This is a genomic window from Psychrobacter sp. H27 (assembly GCF_059072655.1).
This window is the reverse complement of sequence record NZ_JCACRX010000001.1, coordinates 2,986,382-3,004,623: the sequence shown is the minus strand read 5'-3', so window position 1 is coordinate 3,004,623 and position 18,242 is coordinate 2,986,382. Positions and strand designations below refer to the sequence as shown.

At 42.7% G+C, this 18,242-nt stretch carries 14 protein-coding genes; 6 read left to right on the top strand and 8 right to left on the bottom strand.

What is annotated here, in order from left to right; genetic code table 11:
• The first annotated feature begins 135 nt into the window (after positions 1 to 135).
• The 3 genes from AC5JPY_RS12415 to infA all read left to right on the top strand — a co-directional run bounded on the left by AC5JPY_RS12415 (position 136) and on the right by infA (position 2,462).
• The gene (locus AC5JPY_RS12415; RefSeq protein WP_493852624.1) at positions 136 to 1,236 is read left to right on the top strand and encodes an asparaginase; all 1,101 of its coding nucleotides are present in this window, start codon (positions 136 to 138) and stop codon (positions 1,234 to 1,236) included.
• A gap of 43 nt (positions 1,237 to 1,279) precedes the next feature.
• Positions 1,280 to 2,119 (top strand): tRNA pseudouridine(38-40) synthase TruA, encoded by an 840-nt coding sequence (gene truA / locus AC5JPY_RS12410; RefSeq protein WP_493852623.1) that lies wholly within the window; start codon positions 1,280 to 1,282, stop codon positions 2,117 to 2,119.
• Between the two features lie 121 nt (positions 2,120 to 2,240).
• Positions 2,241 to 2,462 carry a translation initiation factor IF-1 gene (gene infA, locus AC5JPY_RS12405; protein ID WP_021814850.1) on the top strand — a complete coding sequence of 74 codons (222 nt, stop codon included), beginning with the start codon at positions 2,241 to 2,243 and terminating at the stop codon, positions 2,460 to 2,462.
• A gap of 254 nt (positions 2,463 to 2,716) precedes the next feature.
• On the opposite strand, the gene AC5JPY_RS12400 is transcribed toward infA, so the two are convergent.
• From AC5JPY_RS12400 to leuC, 5 genes are all read right to left on the bottom strand, one after another.
• The gene (locus AC5JPY_RS12400; RefSeq protein WP_493852622.1) at positions 2,717 to 3,985 is read right to left on the bottom strand and encodes a L,D-transpeptidase family protein; all 1,269 of its coding nucleotides are present in this window, start codon (positions 3,983 to 3,985) and stop codon (positions 2,717 to 2,719) included.
• Positions 3,986 to 4,265: 280 nt separating this feature from the next.
• On the bottom strand, positions 4,266 to 5,369 hold the full coding sequence (gene leuB / locus AC5JPY_RS12395; protein ID WP_493852621.1) for a 3-isopropylmalate dehydrogenase: 1,104 nt from the start codon (positions 5,367 to 5,369) through the stop codon (positions 4,266 to 4,268).
• A 42-nt stretch (positions 5,370 to 5,411) separates the two neighbouring features.
• A complete protein-coding gene (locus tag AC5JPY_RS12390; protein WP_493852620.1) occupies positions 5,412 to 6,128 on the bottom strand; it encodes a hypothetical protein in 717 nt (238 codons plus the stop codon).
• 151 nt (positions 6,129 to 6,279) lie between these two features.
• Positions 6,280 to 6,930, bottom strand: coding sequence for a 3-isopropylmalate dehydratase small subunit (gene leuD, locus AC5JPY_RS12385; RefSeq protein WP_319050174.1), 651 nt, complete (start codon positions 6,928 to 6,930; stop codon positions 6,280 to 6,282).
• A gap of 142 nt (positions 6,931 to 7,072) precedes the next feature.
• Positions 7,073 to 8,491 carry a 3-isopropylmalate dehydratase large subunit gene (gene leuC, locus AC5JPY_RS12380; RefSeq protein WP_493852619.1) on the bottom strand — a complete coding sequence of 473 codons (1,419 nt, stop codon included), beginning with the start codon at positions 8,489 to 8,491 and terminating at the stop codon, positions 7,073 to 7,075.
• 505 nt (positions 8,492 to 8,996) lie between these two features.
• Between leuC and AC5JPY_RS12375 the strand changes: the two genes are divergently transcribed.
• Both AC5JPY_RS12375 and putP read left to right on the top strand, forming a co-directional pair.
• A complete protein-coding gene (locus tag AC5JPY_RS12375; protein WP_058023799.1) occupies positions 8,997 to 9,869 on the top strand; it encodes a LysR family transcriptional regulator in 873 nt (290 codons plus the stop codon).
• 461 nt (positions 9,870 to 10,330) lie between these two features.
• Positions 10,331 to 11,830: a sodium/proline symporter PutP gene (putP, locus tag AC5JPY_RS12370; protein WP_493852618.1), complete on the top strand. Its 1,500-nt coding sequence runs from the start codon at positions 10,331 to 10,333 to the stop codon at positions 11,828 to 11,830.
• 523 nt (positions 11,831 to 12,353) lie between these two features.
• Here the strand turns inward: putP and AC5JPY_RS12365 are convergent.
• From AC5JPY_RS12365 to AC5JPY_RS12355, 3 genes are all read right to left on the bottom strand, one after another.
• On the bottom strand, positions 12,354 to 13,682 hold the full coding sequence (locus AC5JPY_RS12365) for an OmpP1/FadL family transporter (RefSeq protein ID WP_493852617.1): 1,329 nt from the start codon (positions 13,680 to 13,682) through the stop codon (positions 12,354 to 12,356).
• Between the two features lie 377 nt (positions 13,683 to 14,059).
• Positions 14,060 to 15,262 (bottom strand): OmpP1/FadL family transporter, encoded by a 1,203-nt coding sequence (locus AC5JPY_RS12360; RefSeq protein WP_493852616.1) that lies wholly within the window; start codon positions 15,260 to 15,262, stop codon positions 14,060 to 14,062.
• Between the two features lie 230 nt (positions 15,263 to 15,492).
• A complete protein-coding gene (locus AC5JPY_RS12355) occupies positions 15,493 to 15,750 on the bottom strand; it encodes a SlyX family protein (protein WP_493852615.1) in 258 nt (85 codons plus the stop codon).
• A 238-nt stretch (positions 15,751 to 15,988) separates the two neighbouring features.
• Between AC5JPY_RS12355 and AC5JPY_RS12350 the strand changes: the two genes are divergently transcribed.
• Entirely contained in the window at positions 15,989 to 17,932 is a 1,944-nt protein-coding gene (locus AC5JPY_RS12350) for an ATP-binding cassette domain-containing protein (protein ID WP_493852614.1), read from the top strand.
• Positions 17,933 to 18,242 lie beyond the last annotated feature (310 nt).

Here is an 18,242-nt window from a genome sequence, read left to right as displayed (position 1 = left end):
GCAAATATTCTCTGATTAAGGCGTGCTTGCTGATTTTTTGCATCTGACTCTGATACCATCTATTATTAAATGCTATCACTGCTACTAAACTCTATAGCACCTCTTTTCTTTCATACTTTTTACTGTGTTGATATTATGCCATCTTCTGCTACATCCAAAAACCTGTCCGATCCTATTCAACTGATTTATGCTGGTGGTACCTTTGGTAGCTATGGCCGCCCTTTGGCCCCTTTATCAGCAGAAATCTTTTTGCCCACACTAAAAAAACTATTGTCTGAACAAGATAACGCCGTTACTTCACCAGCCATTTCATGGCTGGACAACACGCTAATCAAAGACAGCAGCCAGCTTACCCCCAGCGATTTTGTACATTTTTATCAGTTACTACTCAATGCTTACACGCAAGGTGAGAGACGCTTTGTACTGATTAGTGGCACCGACACATTGAGTTACTTAGGTGCATTTTTAGCAGAGGCTTTTGCCGGTAGCGATATTTGTATCGTAGTGACTGGAAGCATGCGGCCATTGCTAAACAGTGAGGTAATACAGTCCTATGAGATTGACGACCATAGCGATGCTTGGGGCAATCTTAACGACTCATTAAAGTTAGCTGCTGCTGGTGAGTCAGGCGTCAAAATTAGCTTTGGCGGTGAATCATGGCCTGCACAAACCGTGCAAAAGATTCACAGTCATGATCTTATGGCATTTACGGGTCATTCACGTGCGGCATATCCGGCCAACAGTTATATCAGAAACCTCCCAGATACTCGCAGACAGCATTGGCTTGATGATCAGCAAGTCTTGCTACCTAATATCACGGCACGCGCTGAGCAGTCCAAGATCCATGCCTTATACTGCTTGCCCAATGATGCGTCTGTGATAAATAATCAATTACAAAACTTATTATCTCAGCCGCCATGCGGTATTATCCTGCTAGGGTTTGGCGCTGGTAATATTCCTTATTCAGATACACTAGCAGATACGCTCAGTCTTGCTCATGAGCAGGGACACATCGTGATATGCGCCAGCCAATGTCCGTTTGGCGGTGTAAGCGACAGCTATGCCGCTGGTAGTTGGCAATACGACTATCATGTAATTGCTGGTGGTCGTTTAACTATCCCTGCTATTTATGCACGGTTGCTGTGGTTGCTACTGCGCTATGACAGTCCAGCAAGACGTCGACAGCGTTGGTTGAACAATGTCAGTCAAGCGGGTACAAGCATCAAAAAAAGATAAGCAACTCTGCATCCATTCCAAATTTATAAGCTTAGAAACCACAATGTCTGATACTAAAATCATCGATCATGAACAATCGCCACTATATACTTTAGCGATTGCCATCGAATTCTTGGGTACACATTATCATGGCTGGCAGCGACAACGAGAAGTGCTGGGTGTCCAAGAAGCGTTAGAGAATGCCATTAGCAAGGTCGCCAACGAATCAGTTGAAGTTATTGCTGCTGGACGTACTGACGCCAGTGTCCATGCCAGTAACATGATTGCTCATTTCACCACCCATGCGTATCGCCCTACTCATAACTGGTTACGCGGCGTAAACAGCCTCTTGCCTGATGATATTGCGCTACGCTGGGTTCAGCCAATGCCCGCTGATTTCCATGCGCGCTTTGGCGCGATTGCCCGGCGTTATCGCTATATCACGCTCAATCAAACACAGAGACCTGCGATACTGAATCATCAAGTGACTCACATCTATGAGCCTCTTGATCTCACCGCTATGCAACAGGCGGCGTCCGATATTGTTGGCACGCAAGACTTTAGCAGCTACCGTGCTGCGGCTTGCCAGTCCAACCAGCCAGTCCGTACCATCAGTCATGCTCATCTTTTTGCTCATGGACAGTTTATTGTATTCGACATACAGGCAGATGGTTTTTTGCATCATATGGTTCGTAATCTAATGGGTACGTTATACGCTATCGGTAGACATGAGCTAAAACCAGCAGATTTTTTGAACATTTTGAATAAAAAAGATCGAACCATTGCGCCGCCCACGGCGTCAGGCGACGGTCTGTATTTTATCAATGCCTACTACCCCGAACGCTTCCAATCCTTATTACCAGATGCACCATTAACGCCTGTCTGGCTAAATCTACCTGATTGATGCAACATAACCTGATATACATATCACTTACAGGCTGTCAAGTCAAAACCAGGTTCTGTATTGCTTTAATCTACTAACTTACGTATAATATGGGCTTATTTTTAATTGATTGATACAAATTATGGCAAAAGACGATATTATCGAATTTGAAGGCGAAGTCATTGATACCCTTCCTAACACCTTGTTCAAAGTTCGTTTAGAAAACGGACACGAAATCATTGCACACATCTCAGGTAAGATGCGTAAGCATTATATTCGTATTTTGACAGGTGATAAAGTTAAGGTCGAGATGACCCCCTATGACCTATCTAAGGGTCGTATCACGTACCGTGGTAAGAACTAAATACATACCAACCAAATAGTTACAAACGTATTTGTAAAAATACAGCCAACAACCAAATAGCTACTTTATCGCTGATAGCTGATATAGACGCTTGGGTGGTTTAACTGATAATAATAATGAAAATGCCGACCTACTCATTATTGCCTATCACAGTTTTAGTTATTTAGTATTCGCTGTTTATTTTTACCAAAAAATACCGCTCAATATTAGCGGTATTTTTTTGTCTGCGTTTTATGAACTGCTTGAATTATAGATTAATTAAACTCGACAGTTGCATCGCTCTTGATAACTCCTAATAGACTAAGTGCATCCCAGTTGGTGAGGCGAACACAGCCTGCTGATGCTTGACGGCTGATACGCTCAGGATCTGGTGAACCATGAATGCCATAAGAGGGCTTGCTTAACCCAATCCACACTGATCCGACTGGATTATTAGGGCCTGGAGGTATAATCGACTTTTTACCATCATCACTAGTATAGGTGTAATTGGGCTCATGAATTTTTACTTTGACCTGATGCGTACCTGTTGGTGAAGGTGTTGCTGTACTGCCTACTGTCGTCGGGTAACTGGCTACCAAATTATTACTATCGTCATAAGCATATAGCGTTTGGGTGTCTTTATCAGCGACCACGCGACTTACTGGTGTGGTGTTGGGATTGCCTGGATTATAGACGATAATAGTTTCACCACTTTCGAAGCTAGCATTAGGATTGAGCGATTTAAGATAGTCACGACTGATATGGAATTTTTCACCTAAAGATTCTAGAACGCTTTCGTAATACATACCATCTAGCTTCGCTTTGGCTTCTGCGCTAGCCGGGATCTGAGTTGTCGTGACGTTTACATCAGCGTCGGTTAACTGATAGCTGACCAATACGGGCTGTGAAGTAAGCGTACTATTTTGAGTTAATGCTTGCCACGTTGTTTCGTTCAGCGATTCTGTCACTGGTAGGCCTTGTGCTTTTTGGAACGCTTGCATAGCTTTACGTGTATTCTTCCCCCAGTAACCATCCACTGCCCCAACACCACTATGATTCCAGTTCAATAGTGCTTGTACTTTAGTACCGACATTTCGATCTATTTTACTATCAGCTGTCCATGTGGCGTCATTTACTTTTTTGGCAGTTTCCGATAATTCTGTTGTACTATATTTAATTTTAGGAAGGAGTTTATTCAACGAGTTGGCAATGTTGCTATCCCCTTCTATTTGCTGACTGACACCATTGGTGACGGGACTGGTATCGTTGCCACCCATCATCGTGCTGTCTGTTGCCCCATTATTGGTACTGTCACTATTTTGATTGCTCATCGTGCCCATGTCAGTGTCTGTATCTACAGTCATACTATTATCTGTTGTAGTAGCTTCTGCACTCGTATCCATATCTGTTGCGCCATTACTCGCTGACTTATCTTCCGTTGTTTGTACGCTGTTTTCACTGGTATTGGCATTGCTGCAACCTACTGAAAACAATGATGCGGTACCTATAGCAACGACAACACCAACTTTGAGTAGTTGAGACATAAAACCTCCTAAATAATTACTATATATCAAAAAAAGCATCGAAAAATTTATTGTAGGAATATATTGCCACAGCGCTACCACTATCCTCTAACAGCTTTATGTTAATAACTGACTATTCATACTATGCATTTGTTAATAGGGCGCATAAATATACTGATTTGTTTACACTAGGATTTGCCTCGGTGCCTATAGTGCAAAAAACCCATAAGTTACTTAATAACTTATGGGTTCAAAAAACACAAATAAGACTGTCAAAGAAATCTATATGATATCAGTAAACTTACGATAATTTAGCTAGAACAGCTTGCCCCATCTCCTGGCACCCTACTTGTTTTAAGCCAGCTTCGCTACTGTCTAGAATATCAAGCGTACGCAAACCATCATCAAGAACCTCACTAACTGCTTGCTCGATCGCTTGTGCTGCTGCTTCTTGCTTAAAGGTGTAACGCAGCATCATAGCAACAGACAAAATAGTCGCCAGTGGATTGGCTTTATCCTGCCCAGCGATATCTGGTGCTGAACCATGGCATGGCTCATACATACCTTTGCCAGCTTCATCTAAGCTTGCTGATGGCAACATACCAATGGAGCCTGTCAACATTGCTGCTTCATCAGATAAGATATCACCGAACATATTGCCCGTCACCATAACATCAAACTGTTTAGGATCTTTGATCAATTGCATGCACGCATTGTCCGCATACATGTGCGACAGCGCTACATCGCTATAATTAGCTTGTTGCATCTGAGTTATCGTCTGCTTCCACAGCTCAGTCACTTCTAGGACATTGGCTTTGTCTACTGAGCATACTTGAGCAGCTCTACCTGCGGCTTCGGCACGTGTTTTTGCCAGATCAAAAGCAACTTTACCGATACGCTCAATCTCGCTGGTGCTATACACCATTGTGTTATAGCCTTGCTGCTCGCCGTTATCTAGTGTACGGATGCCACGTGGCTCACCAAAATAGATACCACCTGTCAGCTCACGAACGATAAGCAAATCTAAACCAGATATAATCTCAGGTTTGATGCTTGACGCATTGGCTAGCTGCGGATAAAGTTTTGCTACACGTAAGTTAGCAAATAGACCAAGCTCGCCGCGAATTTTTAGCAAACCGCGCTCAGGGCGTTTGCTGCGTTCAATTGTATCCCACTTAGGTCCACCGACTGCACCTAATAATACAGCATCTGCTGCGCGCGCACGCGCTAACGTCTCATCAGGTAAGGGCTCACCTGTTGCATCAATGGCTACGCCGCCAATCAATCCAGACTCTAATGTTAAGTCTAGCGAAAACTTATCATTGACTGCTTTGAGCACATCAATAGCTTGAGTCATGATTTCAGGGCCAATACCATCGCCCGCTAATGTTAAAATCGTTGCCATACTAATCCTTTTGGATATATTTTTATTGGTAAATTAATTTTATTACGCTTTGATCTTTTTGGCTTTGGATGATGATACAGTTTTTATGATGTCAGTCTCTACAAACTCACCTTGATGCTCAGCCCCCAGTTGCTTACAGAAGCGGCGCTGCACCTCATTACCTTGCAATAGCTCGATACACAAAGGCTCAGGTGATGCTGTTTCTAGTAGGCTGCCAGGCTTTTTGCTCATGTTTTTTTGATAAGCACGTAACTGATAAGTACCTGCTTCAGCAAAATCATGAATCATCGCAAAACGCTCAATATAGCCCATGTTGTTTTCTGGATAAAAATTCACATGGACTTCGTGTTTTGCAGGCAGTACTCGAGCATAGTAATTGGTCAACCCAGGCATGCTAGACGCTGCTAGTGGCACTATCTTTATAGCGTTTTTATTGATAAGAGGCGTCATATCCATACTTGCAGGGGCGTTTATCGCACCTTGGTAACTCGGCATATCTACTACAATCTGAGGATTGACTGGTTTGTGACTGTCAGGCGCGATGATGAGCGTCTTATCTATTTGCACAATTTCACAGTGATAAGTGCCTACACATGCGATGTTTACTTCCCCATCGATAGGTTGAATTTTACCTACCCACGCCTGCGCACTTTTTGCCTCGTCTATTTTTTGGTAACCCGTCAGCAGCTGACAGCCTGACAAAAATAAGCTTGCAGTAACAATGGTGCTTGTCCATAGAGCATAATGTTTTTTATTCATAATGGCGGCTACTATTTATAAGAGAGATAATAAAATATTGTAAAAAACTACCTTTCATTTTAGCCAGTTCACCGCCATAACTCAACGCTGCGTTACGCCTGTCCGGTAGTTTTGTAAGCAATAACCCATAAACTCATCGTCGACCCACCAGCTAAGCGCGTACGCTGTTGAATATCCATGGCGTTTTTTGCATCATTTTGTGCTCATAGTCTTTGATAGCATCACTTTGCTGCAATGTTAAGCCAATATCATCAAGTCCATTGAGTAAGCAATGTTTGCGAAAAGCATCGACATCAAAGGCGTACTCTTCGCCTGTTGGCGTGATAACCACCTGACGCTCTAAATCAGCGGTAAGCTCATAGCCTTCATTGGCAATCGTGGCTTTCATTAGAGTATCTACAATAGCTTCGTCTAAAACAATCGGGAGCATACCGTTTTTGAAGCAGTTATTATAAAAAATATCTGCAAAGCTTGGCGCAATGACGGTGCGAAAGCCATACTCTGAAAGCGCCCAAGGGGCATGCTCGCGACTAGAGCCACAGCCAAAGTTTCTGCGTGCCAGCAATATAGTAGCACCTTGATAACGCGGCTTATTCAATACAAAGTCTGGATTAATAACGCGTGTACTATTGTCCTGACCTGGATAGCCTTCATCCAGATAGCGCCAATCGTCAAATAGATTTACGCCGAAGCCTGTACGTTTAATAGATTTCAAAAACTGTTTTGCGATAATTTGATCGGTATCGACATTTGCGCGATCAAGTGGGCAAACGATGCCGGTTTGGGTGTTATAAGCTTGCATAAAATTCCCTATCAATTGTATTTTTGCTGGCGGAAGACTTTGATGAGTCAGTAAAACGGCAATCAATCTCTCACTGATTCAAACAATATACTGGCATAAGTAATAACTATATATACCAGTTTTCAACTCATCTTCATCGGGCCTAAAATGTACGAACATCCACAAAATGACCGGCCAATGCTGCAGCGGCTGCCATTGCTGGACTCACCAAATGCGTACGTCCACCATTGCCTTGACGACCTTCAAAATTACGGTTAGAGGTTGAAGCGCAGTGCTCTTGTGGCTCAAGTTTGTCTGCATTCATCGCAAGACACATTGAACAACCCGGCTCGCGCCACTCAAAGCCCGCTTCAGTAAATAAAGCATCCAAACCCTCTGCTTCTGCTTGCAATTTTACTTGTCCAGAGCCTGCAACGACGATAGCTTCTTTGACGTTATCAGCAACTTTACGGCCTTTAATTACCGCTGCTGCATCACGCAGATCTTCAATACGAGAGTTGGTACATGAGCCAATAAAGATACGATCAAGCTGGATATCTGTTATTTTCTGACCTGCCTCTAGCCCCATATAGGTATAAGCGCGTAACCAGCCCTCTTCTTGCGCTTCATCAATAGCTTGATCAGGCGTTGGTACAGATTGCGTGATATCTACCACCATCTCAGGTGAGGTACCCCAAGACACCTGAGGCGCTATTTGACTACCATCGATTTCAACCACAGTATCAAATACCGCATCATTGTCTGAATATAGTGTGCGCCAGTAAGCTTCCGCTTGTGGCCACTGTGATTCATCAGGCGCATACGGACGACCTTTGACATAATCTATCGTCGTATCATCAACTGCTACCATACCTACGCGGGCACCGGCTTCGATGGCCATATTACAGACGGTCATACGACCTTCCATACTCATGTCTTCAAATACTTGGCCTGCAAACTCAATCGCATGTCCTGTGCCACCCGCCGTACCGATCTTAGCGATAATAGCCAATACGACATCTTTTGATGTCACACCAGTACCCAGTTGACCAGTAACACGGATCTGCATGTTTTTTGATTTCTTTTGAATCAAACACTGCGTTGCCAATACATGCTCAACTTCAGAGGTACCGATACCATGAGCCAAACAACCAAGCGCCCCGTGGGTGGCTGTGTGCGAATCGCCGCAGACAACGGTCATACCAGGTAGTACTAAGCCTTGCTCAGGACCAACGACGTGCAAAATGCCTTGACGCGCATCATTAATGGTAAACTCAGCAATATCAAACTTGGTACAGTTCTCGTCTAAAGTGACAACTTGCAAGCGTGACACTTTGTCTTTAATACCAGGCACACCTTCTGAGCGCTCTTTGGTGACAGTCGGTACATTATGGTCAGGACTTGCGATATTGGCAGATAGGCGCCATGGTGCTCTATTGGCAAGCTCTAACCCTTCAAAGGCTTGTGGACTGGTTACTTCATGTAAAAGATGACGATCGATATAGATTAAGCTCGAACCATCATCGCGCTTGGTGACTTCGTGAGCGTTCCAAAGTTTGTCATATAATGTTTGACCGGCCATGATGCTATCCTTTATTGATGACTAATGACTTAATTTTCGCAGACTTACTCAATGGCAAGCTGGGATTTTATCTATTTGAATGGTTGTTTAAATATTATGCTGGTCTATAACGTTGTCTCTACAAGCGTGATAATTATCTATGCTGTTTAGGTTATACCCTTTAAATTATATTCTTTAGGCTATGGTTTTTAAGGCCAAAAGTAAGACTGCTAATTTTTCAATCGCTATTTTTAGACCCGTAGTTAAACCAGTAGTACAGATTGCTTACCTATAACTTGCACTCTATGACGATTATCAGTGCTCAAAGCATGTCTTTGTGTCGTAAATAATCAGGTTTGTAGAATAAATATGTGACAATACGTCTTGATGTCTTGTGATTATAGCAGGCAAATCCTATAATAATAATTGATGATTTTTAACCAGATGCAAACTTTTATTTCTAATACGTTATAATTAGATACGCCAACTTTTATTTATAGCTCATAAAGTAGCTAAGGACACCCGCTTGAACACTACAAACTTGACGACATTCGTTACCGTTATGCACACCGGCAGTATATCAGGTGCAGCAGAAAAGCTGTTTATCACTCAGCCGGCCGTCAGCAAGCGCATCAAAAACCTAGAAGATGAATTTAATATTACTCTGTTCGATACTGTAGGGCGCGGGATTGTACCTACTCAAGCAGCCAGCGAGATGTTACCACATGCCAAGCGCTGGTTAGAAGATTATGAGAATTTTAAGATTAATCTACAGCACTCTCAGCATATTGTATCTGGAAAGCTTGTGATTGGTACGAGCCATCATATTGGCCTACATCACTTAGCACCAGTACTGAAGCACTTTATCCAGACTTATCCAGCAGTTCAGTTAGAAGTGCATTTTGTCGATTCAGAAAAAGCGCACAAAGCGGTATTGGATGGTGATCTGTCGCTGGCATTTGTGACACTACCTCCTGTATATGATAAGCGTCTAACGTATCACACGCTATGGTCAGACCCGCTCTACTTTATGACCGGTACGTTATCACCTTTGGCTACCAAATCGAATGTCACACTAGAGCAGCTAGCGCGTTACCCTGCCATTTTACCCTCTGCCAATACTTTTACCAGTCAGATCACCTTGGCTGAATTTGCTAAGCATAACCTAAAGCCATATGCCACGATGAGCACCAACCCTCTTGAGTCCATTCGTATGTTGGTCTCTGTTGGACTTGGCTGGTCCGTGTTGCCACAAACAATGGTCAGTCAAGATTTAGAACGTATCGATATGGCTGACAATATCGAATTACAACGCTATTTAGGTGTGGTTATCAATCCAAAGTTAACCCAATCTAGTAGCGTGACTGCATTATTAGACCTGCTTGCACCTATCGAGTAAAAACCGTTTGCTATAACAATTTATCAGATTAAGCTATTCGCATTTGTGACTGCCATGCGTTATAATGCGCTTGACGTTGCTTTAATAACAAAAACTTACCACAGGGACACTGATAGTCATATATCGAATACTTCTAGTAAGATATGATGGTTAACAGTAAGTTTAATGGTTTCATCTGATTGATTATGTAGGTTGCTAATACTCATATATAAATAGCAGATGCGAGCAATAATAAATAAGCGGAATGCGACATTCCCGTTGTTCTCTATCTCTATATGAGTGCTAGCCATAGAGCCATCTCAATCATATAAAACTACATTAGATACTGAAAAAAGCCATTATGTCTCACATTAATGGCTTTTTTTGTCTTTAGATATTGTTTTGAACATCGCCTTGTAGGATGAAGACTTTTATAGTTAAAAAATAATTACAGCCAACCATGTTGGTTAAGGATAATTTATATGAACGGAGTTTCTAGTGGCGTGCTGATATCGCTTGGCGCCTATTTTTTAGTGATGATCGGCATTGGCGTCTATGCTTACTTTAAGCAAGCCAATGATACTGAAGGCTACATGCTTGGGGGTCGTAACTTGGGCCCAGCGGTAACTGCACTATCAGCAGGCGCCTCAGATATGTCAGGTTGGTTATTACTTGGTCTTCCAGGCTATATGTATGCTGACGGTGTCGTCAGTGTATGGATTGCACTTGGTTTGACCCTTGGTGCCCTTCTAAACTACATTATTGTAGCGCCTCGCCTTCGTGTTTATACCGAAGTTGCAGACAATGCTATCACCTTACCAGATTACTTTGCCAACCGCTTTGAAGATAAGTCGCATATGCTACGCGTCATCTCTGCAGTGGTTATCATCTTATTCTTTACCGTTTACACCGCTGCAAGTTTAGTAGGTGGCGGTAAGCTTTTCGAAAGCTCACTTAACCTATCCTATAGTACTGGTCTGTGGGTTACTGCTGGTGTCGTTGTTGCTTACACGTTATTCGGCGGCTTCCTAGCGGTATCAATGACGGATTTTGTGCAGGGTGTTATCATGCTTTTTGCAATGGTAATCGTACCTGTCGTTGCCTTTACTGATCTTGGTGGTATTTCTGCTACAAGTGAAGCAGTTAGAAATATTGATCCAAGCCTATTAAATGTGACTAGCGGTATGAGTGTCATCGGTATTATCTCACTCATGGCATGGGGTCTTGGTTACTTCGGTCAGCCGCATATCATCGTACGTTTTATGGCCATTCGCTCGGTTAGAGATGTACCAACAGCACGTAATATCGGTATGAGCTGGATGGTTGTCAGCCTTATCGGTTCATTAATGACTGGTTTTGCGGGTCGCGCATATGTACAAAAAACAGCGATGACGCTTGATGATCCTGAGACGATTTTCTTAGTATTTACTCAGTTCTTGTTCCATCCATTAGTGTCAGGTTTCTTATTAGCGGCTATTCTAGCTGCCATCATGAGCACAATTTCATCACAGCTGTTGGTGGTATCAAGTTCTCTAACAAAAGATGTTTACAAGCTATTCTTTGATAAAGATGCGCCAGAAGCTCGTCAGGTACTGGTTGGTCGTATCTCAGTGATAGTCGTTGCTGTTGTCGCCATTATGTTGGCCTCTAACCCAGATAGTTCAGTATTAAACTTGGTTTCTAATGCATGGGCAGGATTTGGTGCAGCCTTCGGTCCGTTGGTTATCTTTAGCTTAACATGGCGTGGTATGAACCGTAACGGTGCTGTCGCTGGTATGGTTGTTGGTGCGTTGACAGTTATCCTATGGATCTATGGTCCGTTCCAAGTCGATGGTATGGCGCTTAACAGCTGGTTATATGCTATCGTTCCAGGCTTTATCTTAAGCACTATCGCTATCTTTGCCGTTAGTATTATGACTGGTGGTCCAAGACCTTCAGTATCTGCTAAGTATAAAGAGATGGAGCTTAACTTAAATAAATAAGTTGATACACTCGCTTTATTTTATGATTAAAAAACCTCGCCATTAGTGGCGAGGTTTTTTTGACTGTGCTTATCAGTAACTCTTAACTATAAGCTAAGCAGCTGCAACAAGTGAAGTAATTGAGGTAAGTGAGGTGGTGATCTGAAGCACTATATAGGCATCTATTCCTGAGCGAATAATGATCTAGCCATCATGGCGCTAGACGTATACTCTACTAGAGTCTGAGTAACTGACTAGTATTATGAATACGTTAGCGATTAATAGAGACGACTATCGTGACACTCATTGAGCAACTAAAAGATATCTTTTATAAATATAAAGCTAGCATCAACACATAGATAAACAAGAGATAGTAGCTACGAAGCCAAACGTTGTTATTGAAATAGCACTCGTCCCTCTAACTGACTATGATCACATAACCACCTGCACTCAAAACCTTTCATAACAATCACAATATTACAGTCCACAAAAAAGCGACCTATTGTAGGTCGCTTTTTCATTATCTAACAGTTATATCAAGAAACTATTTTCCTTGATAAGACAGTTTTACACCAGCGATGAAGCCATCATTGTCTTCAAAATCAGCAACGATTTTTCCACTAGGTAGCTGACCTTGTGCGTCACCGAACCACAAGTATTTACCGCCAGCAGATACTGCCCAGTTTTGAGTTACGTTGTACTTGGCACCAAGACCGACACTATAGTAGCCATCAACAGGACCTAATGATGTTGTTGGGTCACCAGCGCCACTATCCCAACCAACCGTACCACTAACAGCTAATGCTGGAGCAATACGTTTAGCAAGACCTAGCTCTACTTGCCACTGGTCATCATCATACTCAACCAAGTTTAAACCGTCAGGACGTGCTGCATTAGTACTCACTTCGTTATATAGTGGCGGCGTGATAACAAAGTCGCTCCACGGTACCCAGCGCACTTTTGCAGTAGCTAGGGTTGTTGGATTGATGCCAGTTTGGAAGTCAAAGTTAATTGATTCGGGAGTAGTAATCTCATATCTACTATCTTGAGTGCTTGGAAGAACACGTGGAGGAACTCCAATTCCACCAATGGTTGGTGCTAGAGGATAGGTCTCAGATATGTCAACATTATGATCAATCTCAGAACGATAAGTCAAAGCCGCTTTTAAAGCTATTTCAGGCTTACTAAAAGACACACCTGCGATATAACCATAGTCCATATCAGGGTTACTGTTTGACGTATAGCCAGTAGCAGGACCGTAAGCAAGACCACGTAGTTTTGTTTCTGCTTGAATACGCTGTGCTACTGGACCGCCATAAACTTGGAAGTTTTTGTTGGCGCCAAATTTCATACCAAGTAGTCCAGTCAAGCTCTGGCTACGAACTTCTACGTTAGTGTTTTCGCCAGCGTTTCCAGCTTCGGCTCCAACTATCGCATTACCTAGTGGCCCGCTAGGTGCTGGATCATTTGCGAACTCGGCAGCTGAGTCAGCTGGATTTGTGTTTGCAACGAAGTTATTATCCCCAGTATATTCAGCTGCTGCGCCAAAAGGCTCATCATATAGTAAACCAATACTAAAGGTATCATTGATATCCGTTTTTACACCATAACGGAAAAAGTCATATGATTCAGCAATATCACCCGTTTTATTACCGCGTACATAGGTATTATCGAATGGGTTGTTATTGGAGCTATCATAGCCACTCACATCAGCATCAATATAAGTATAAACAGCTTCTGCATAGGTACCATCTTGGAAAAAGGCGGTGACATCCTGACCTGAACGATCAAGACCAGCAGCGTTGGTTACGCTAGCGAAAGAAAGAGCGGCAATTGCTACTGCAAGGGTTTTCAAGTGAAAGGTAGTGCGCATTATGTATCTCCAACGGTCCTTGTTGTATTACTACTCTAATAATCAGTATTTAGCATGGATTTACCAAACATTGAAACTATCAAAGTCGTGTCCTAAGTTGAATACTAATGCCTTTTTGACACTAAAACAACAATTAAAGTGCTTTATTTCTCAATTATGACCGGACAGTACAAATAAGATATTAGTGAAACATTGTTTTTTAGTTTTTATTTCACTTTGATATTTACATTGCCGAGTACTATTAACAATCTAAATATATTGGCATAAAATATTTCAAACGGGATTTGTCGAAAAATACAGCATAAAAAAGCGACCCTTAACAGAGTCGCTCTTTTTATTACTAGACGATAAAAATCATTTTATAGTGAAACTATAATTTACTGAGCTTGGTAAGAAACCTTTACACCCAATACAAAACCGTCATTGCTTTCAAAATCACTAACGATGGTTTTACTTGGGATTTGACCTTCGGCATCACCGAACCATAAGTACTTACCACCAGCAGATACTGCCCAGTTTTCGGTCACGTTGTATTTGGCACCAAGACCCGCACTATAATAGCCTTCGATAGGTCCTAGTGAAGTTACAGGGTTACCTGCTCCGCTATCCCAACCTACAGTACCGCTAACAGCCAATGCTGGTGCGAGGCGCTTAGCCAAACCTAATTCTACTTGCCACTGGTCGTCGTCATAACTGACTAAATCTAAACCATCTAAAGGTATACCAGCACCAGCAGGTGTTGTTGCAAGTACTTGGCTGACACCATTATATAGCGATGGGGTAATTGCAAAATCGCTCCATGGCACCCAACGCACCTTTGCAGTCGCTAGCGTTGTAGGGTTGATACCTGTTTGGAAATCAAAGTTTATCGACTCAGGAGTAGTAACCTCAATAGTATTGGTGCTATCTGTTGATAACCCTACTCTTGGAGCGAAAGGATAAATTTCAGCCGCTTGCGTATTGTGTTCGATTTCTGAACGGTACGTTAATGCTGCTTTTAATGCAATTTCAGGCTTACTATACGCCACACCTGCGATATAACCGTAATCTTGATCAGCACTAATATGTGTTGTATAGCCATTTGCAGCACTATAAGCAGGACCACGTAACTTTACATCTGCCTCTACGCGCTGAGCAACTGGGCCACCGTATATTTGGAAGTTTTTGTTTTGACCAAGTTTTGCACCAAGGATACCAGTGATGCTCTCTGTACGTACTTCTACATTCGTACCTTCACCTGTTGCATCTACAAAGTTACTATCGCCTACATAATCAGCCGCTGCACCGAAAGGCTCATCATATAAAACACCAATGCTAAAGGTTTCGTTGATGTCTGCTTTTACACCATAACGGAAAAAGTCATAAGACTCTGCAATATCATCGAGCTTGTTGCCTGAAGTATCTTCACCCGTTACATCAGCGTCGATATAAGTATAAACAGCTTCAGCATAGGTGCCATCTTGTAGGAATGCGGTGACATCTTGACCTGAACGATCAAGACCAGCAGCACTAGCGACGCTAGCAACAGAAAGAGCAGCGATAGCTACTGCAAGAGTTTTTAAATGAAAAGTGGCGCGCATTTTATATCTCCAAACATCCGCATTGTTTTACCGCTATATCCGATTTTTTAGATAAGCAGTATCCGAGGTGGAAGATAGTAAAGATTTTTTAACACCAAAACAACTGCAAAAACACATTATTTCCGAATTATGACTTCATAGTCACCAGACGTTACTATTATTCAAAAATGCTCATATAGTATTGATTAATTACCAGCTGTATGTCTTATTTACGTCTATTTTTGCACTTGTTAGTAATGTGGTGGGCGGTCTGCCATGACATCGAATGGTGCAATACCATTATCTGTATCCTGTCCCTCAATTTGTTTGTAAATCAGCTGAAGTTGACGCTGTAGGGTCTGAATGTCCTTATCTTGACGTGCAATAACCTCATCGAGTCGCTCTACTGTAACCTCAAGATGCGTCAAGCTCATTTGCAGGTCAATCACTTGGTTTTGCAGGTCATCTTGCATATTGTAAGCCTCGTTTTTGTTATCGAATTGGTTCATATGGTTCTCTACGGTATAGTGAGTATAGGTCGGAGGGCAAGCGAGCACAGTGGTCGATAAATACTGGACACCAGCGGTAAGCCTATGATGACAATCACAAAATGTCAGTTGTTGGTCATCGCCATAAATAGTACTGATAAAACCATTTACGCGCACTACAGTTAGACGGTGGCATGTTATACTGCTGGCAATTTTGCAACAACCCCTACCTCACTATTATATAAGCTTAAGATACTCTATGGCACTGATACATTTAAAAGACATTCACTTAGCCTTTGGCGTCGCCCCTGTCCTTGATGGTATTGATTTTTCTATCAACTCAGGTGAGCGTGTTTGTTTGATTGGCCGTAATGGCGAAGGCAAGTCAACTCTATTCAAACTTATCAATGGCTCATTGCAGCCTGATAGCGGTGAGATTATCACCAATAGCAGCATGCGTGTCGCTATGCTAGAACAAGATGTTCCTGAGTCTAGTGGTCGTATATTAGACATCGTTATGGGCGGTAGTCGCCGTACAGCTGACTTGCTCATTAACTATAACAAGCAAGTCGATATGTGTGCCAATGGCGATATGGATGCTTGCGAGCATATGGCGACATTACAACATGATATTGATGCGGTACATGGCTGGGATTTAGAACGCGATGCTAGGCGTCTTATCACCACCATGGGTCTTGATCCGGACGATGATTTGTCATCACTCTCGGGTGGCCGTAAGCGCCGCGTGTTACTTGCGCGCTCACTAGTGACTAAGCCTGATGTACTCCTACTTGATGAGCCAACCAACCATTTGGACGTTGAAAGTATCGAATGGCTTGAGCGCTTCTTGCTTGACTGGCAAGGTCTGACTTTATTGTTTGTGACCCATGACAGAGCATTTGTAAACAAGCTATCGACTCGAATTATTGAGCTTGATCGCGGTCAACTGACCAGCTACGACGTCACACAAGGCGAAGGGGGTTATGCTCGTTATCAAGAGCTAAAAGAACTACAGTTACAGGCTGAAGAAAAGAACAACGCTAACTTTGATAAAAAGCTGGCACAAGAAGAAGTATGGATTCGCCAAGGTATCAAAGCACGCCGTACCCGTAATGAAGGCCGTGTCCGCGAACTAAAAGCCCTACGTGAAGAGCGCAGCGATCGCCGTGAGCAAGTGGGCAACGTAAACATCACAATGGGTCAAGGCGAAAAAAGCGGCAAGCTCGTTTGTAAGGTTAAAAACTTGCACCTTGAATACGATGGTAATGTATTAGTAAATGACTTTACGACCACTATCATGCGTGGCGATAAAATCGGTATCGTTGGTCCTAATGGCGCTGGTAAGACTACCCTTATCAAGGCCCTACTCGATATGTCTGATGATGAAGTTACCAAGACTGGTAATGTTGAGCTGGGTACTAATCTAAAGATCGCCTTTTTTGATCAGTTGCGCGATCAGTTAGATTTAGAAGCAAGCGTGGCGCAAAACGTCTCAGAAGGTTCTGACTTTGTCGAAGTTGGCGGTCGCAAGACACACATCATGAGCTATCTGCAAGACTTCTTGTTTGCACCAGAGCGTGCGCGTACCCCTGTCAAAGCATTGTCAGGTGGTGAGCGTAACCGTGTTTTACTTGCCAAGCAATTGCTAAAGCCTGCCAATATTCTAGTACTCGATGAGCCAACCAATGATTTGGATATGGCAACGCTTGAACTGCTAGAAGAATCAGTAGCCAGCTTTGGCGGTACAATATTGCTGATCAGTCATGATCGCTCATTCATGGATAATGTTGTCACCTCTACATGGGTGTTTGGCGAAGATGAAGATGGTAAAGGGGTGGTCAGCGAATATGTAGGTGGCTACCAAGAGTATCTGGTGCAAAAAAACCGTGAAGAAGCCGCGCGTGCGGCAAAAGCACCAACCAACAATGTCACTAGCAAAAAAGCAGCACATAAATCTGGCACAGATACCAAGCCAAATAAAGCTACTAAGAAGCTAAATTTCAATGAACAGCGCGAGCTGGATAATCTGCCGAAAGAAATCGCGGCGCTCGAGACTGAACAAGCTCAGTTGCAAGAAAAACTGGCTGATGGGTCTTGGTTCAATACCGACGTAGATGCTGCGACTGCCGCAAGTGAGCGTTTATTAACGATTGAAGATGAAATGATGGTTAAGCTTGAACGCTGGAGCGCGCTTGAAGGCTAGTAGCAACTCGCTAGCTGTCTTTGTTTGGGTATGCCTTATTTAGGCTTCAGGCTATATTAAATAGCACGCTGCAATAGATAGGTATTTGTATCTAGATAAAGATGATGTCTGTCATGATACAAACATCACCACTTCATTATATATAGTGGTGATGTCTATTTTACAGCGTTCTACAAAACAGTTAGGTAGTGAAAGTTAGTGAACATTGCCTAGTTTTCAAGTATCATTCGCTGTTGCTAAAAATCCTTATTAATTATAAGGTCATCGCACTTACAACCCTGATCAAAATAAAGTTGACGTTACACATTGA

What these genes read in the sequence shown, in the direction of transcription:
- AC5JPY_RS12415 (WP_493852624.1), top strand. Translation starts at nt 136, where the DNA reads ATGCCATCTTCTGCTACATCCAAAAACCTGTCCGATCCTATTCAACTG.
- truA (WP_493852623.1), top strand. Translation starts at nt 1,280, where the DNA reads ATGTCTGATACTAAAATCATCGATCATGAACAATCGCCACTATATACT.
- infA (WP_021814850.1), top strand. Translation starts at nt 2,241, where the DNA reads ATGGCAAAAGACGATATTATCGAATTTGAAGGCGAAGTCATTGATACC.
- AC5JPY_RS12400 (WP_493852622.1), bottom strand. Translation starts at nt 3,985, where the DNA reads ATGTCTCAACTACTCAAAGTTGGTGTTGTCGTTGCTATAGGTACCGCA.
- leuB (WP_493852621.1), bottom strand. Translation starts at nt 5,369, where the DNA reads ATGGCAACGATTTTAACATTAGCGGGCGATGGTATTGGCCCTGAAATC.
- AC5JPY_RS12390 (WP_493852620.1), bottom strand. Translation starts at nt 6,128, where the DNA reads ATGAATAAAAAACATTATGCTCTATGGACAAGCACCATTGTTACTGCA.
- leuD (WP_319050174.1), bottom strand. Translation starts at nt 6,930, where the DNA reads ATGCAAGCTTATAACACCCAAACCGGCATCGTTTGCCCACTTGATCGC.
- leuC (WP_493852619.1), bottom strand. Translation starts at nt 8,491, where the DNA reads ATGGCCGGTCAAACATTATATGACAAACTTTGGAACGCTCACGAAGTC.
- putP (WP_493852618.1), top strand. Translation starts at nt 10,331, where the DNA reads ATGAACGGAGTTTCTAGTGGCGTGCTGATATCGCTTGGCGCCTATTTT.
- AC5JPY_RS12365 (WP_493852617.1), bottom strand. Translation starts at nt 13,682, where the DNA reads ATGCGCACTACCTTTCACTTGAAAACCCTTGCAGTAGCAATTGCCGCT.
- AC5JPY_RS12360 (WP_493852616.1), bottom strand. Translation starts at nt 15,262, where the DNA reads ATGCGCGCCACTTTTCATTTAAAAACTCTTGCAGTAGCTATCGCTGCT.
- AC5JPY_RS12355 (WP_493852615.1), bottom strand. Translation starts at nt 15,750, where the DNA reads ATGAACCAATTCGATAACAAAAACGAGGCTTACAATATGCAAGATGAC.
- AC5JPY_RS12350 (WP_493852614.1), top strand. Translation starts at nt 15,989, where the DNA reads ATGGCACTGATACATTTAAAAGACATTCACTTAGCCTTTGGCGTCGCC.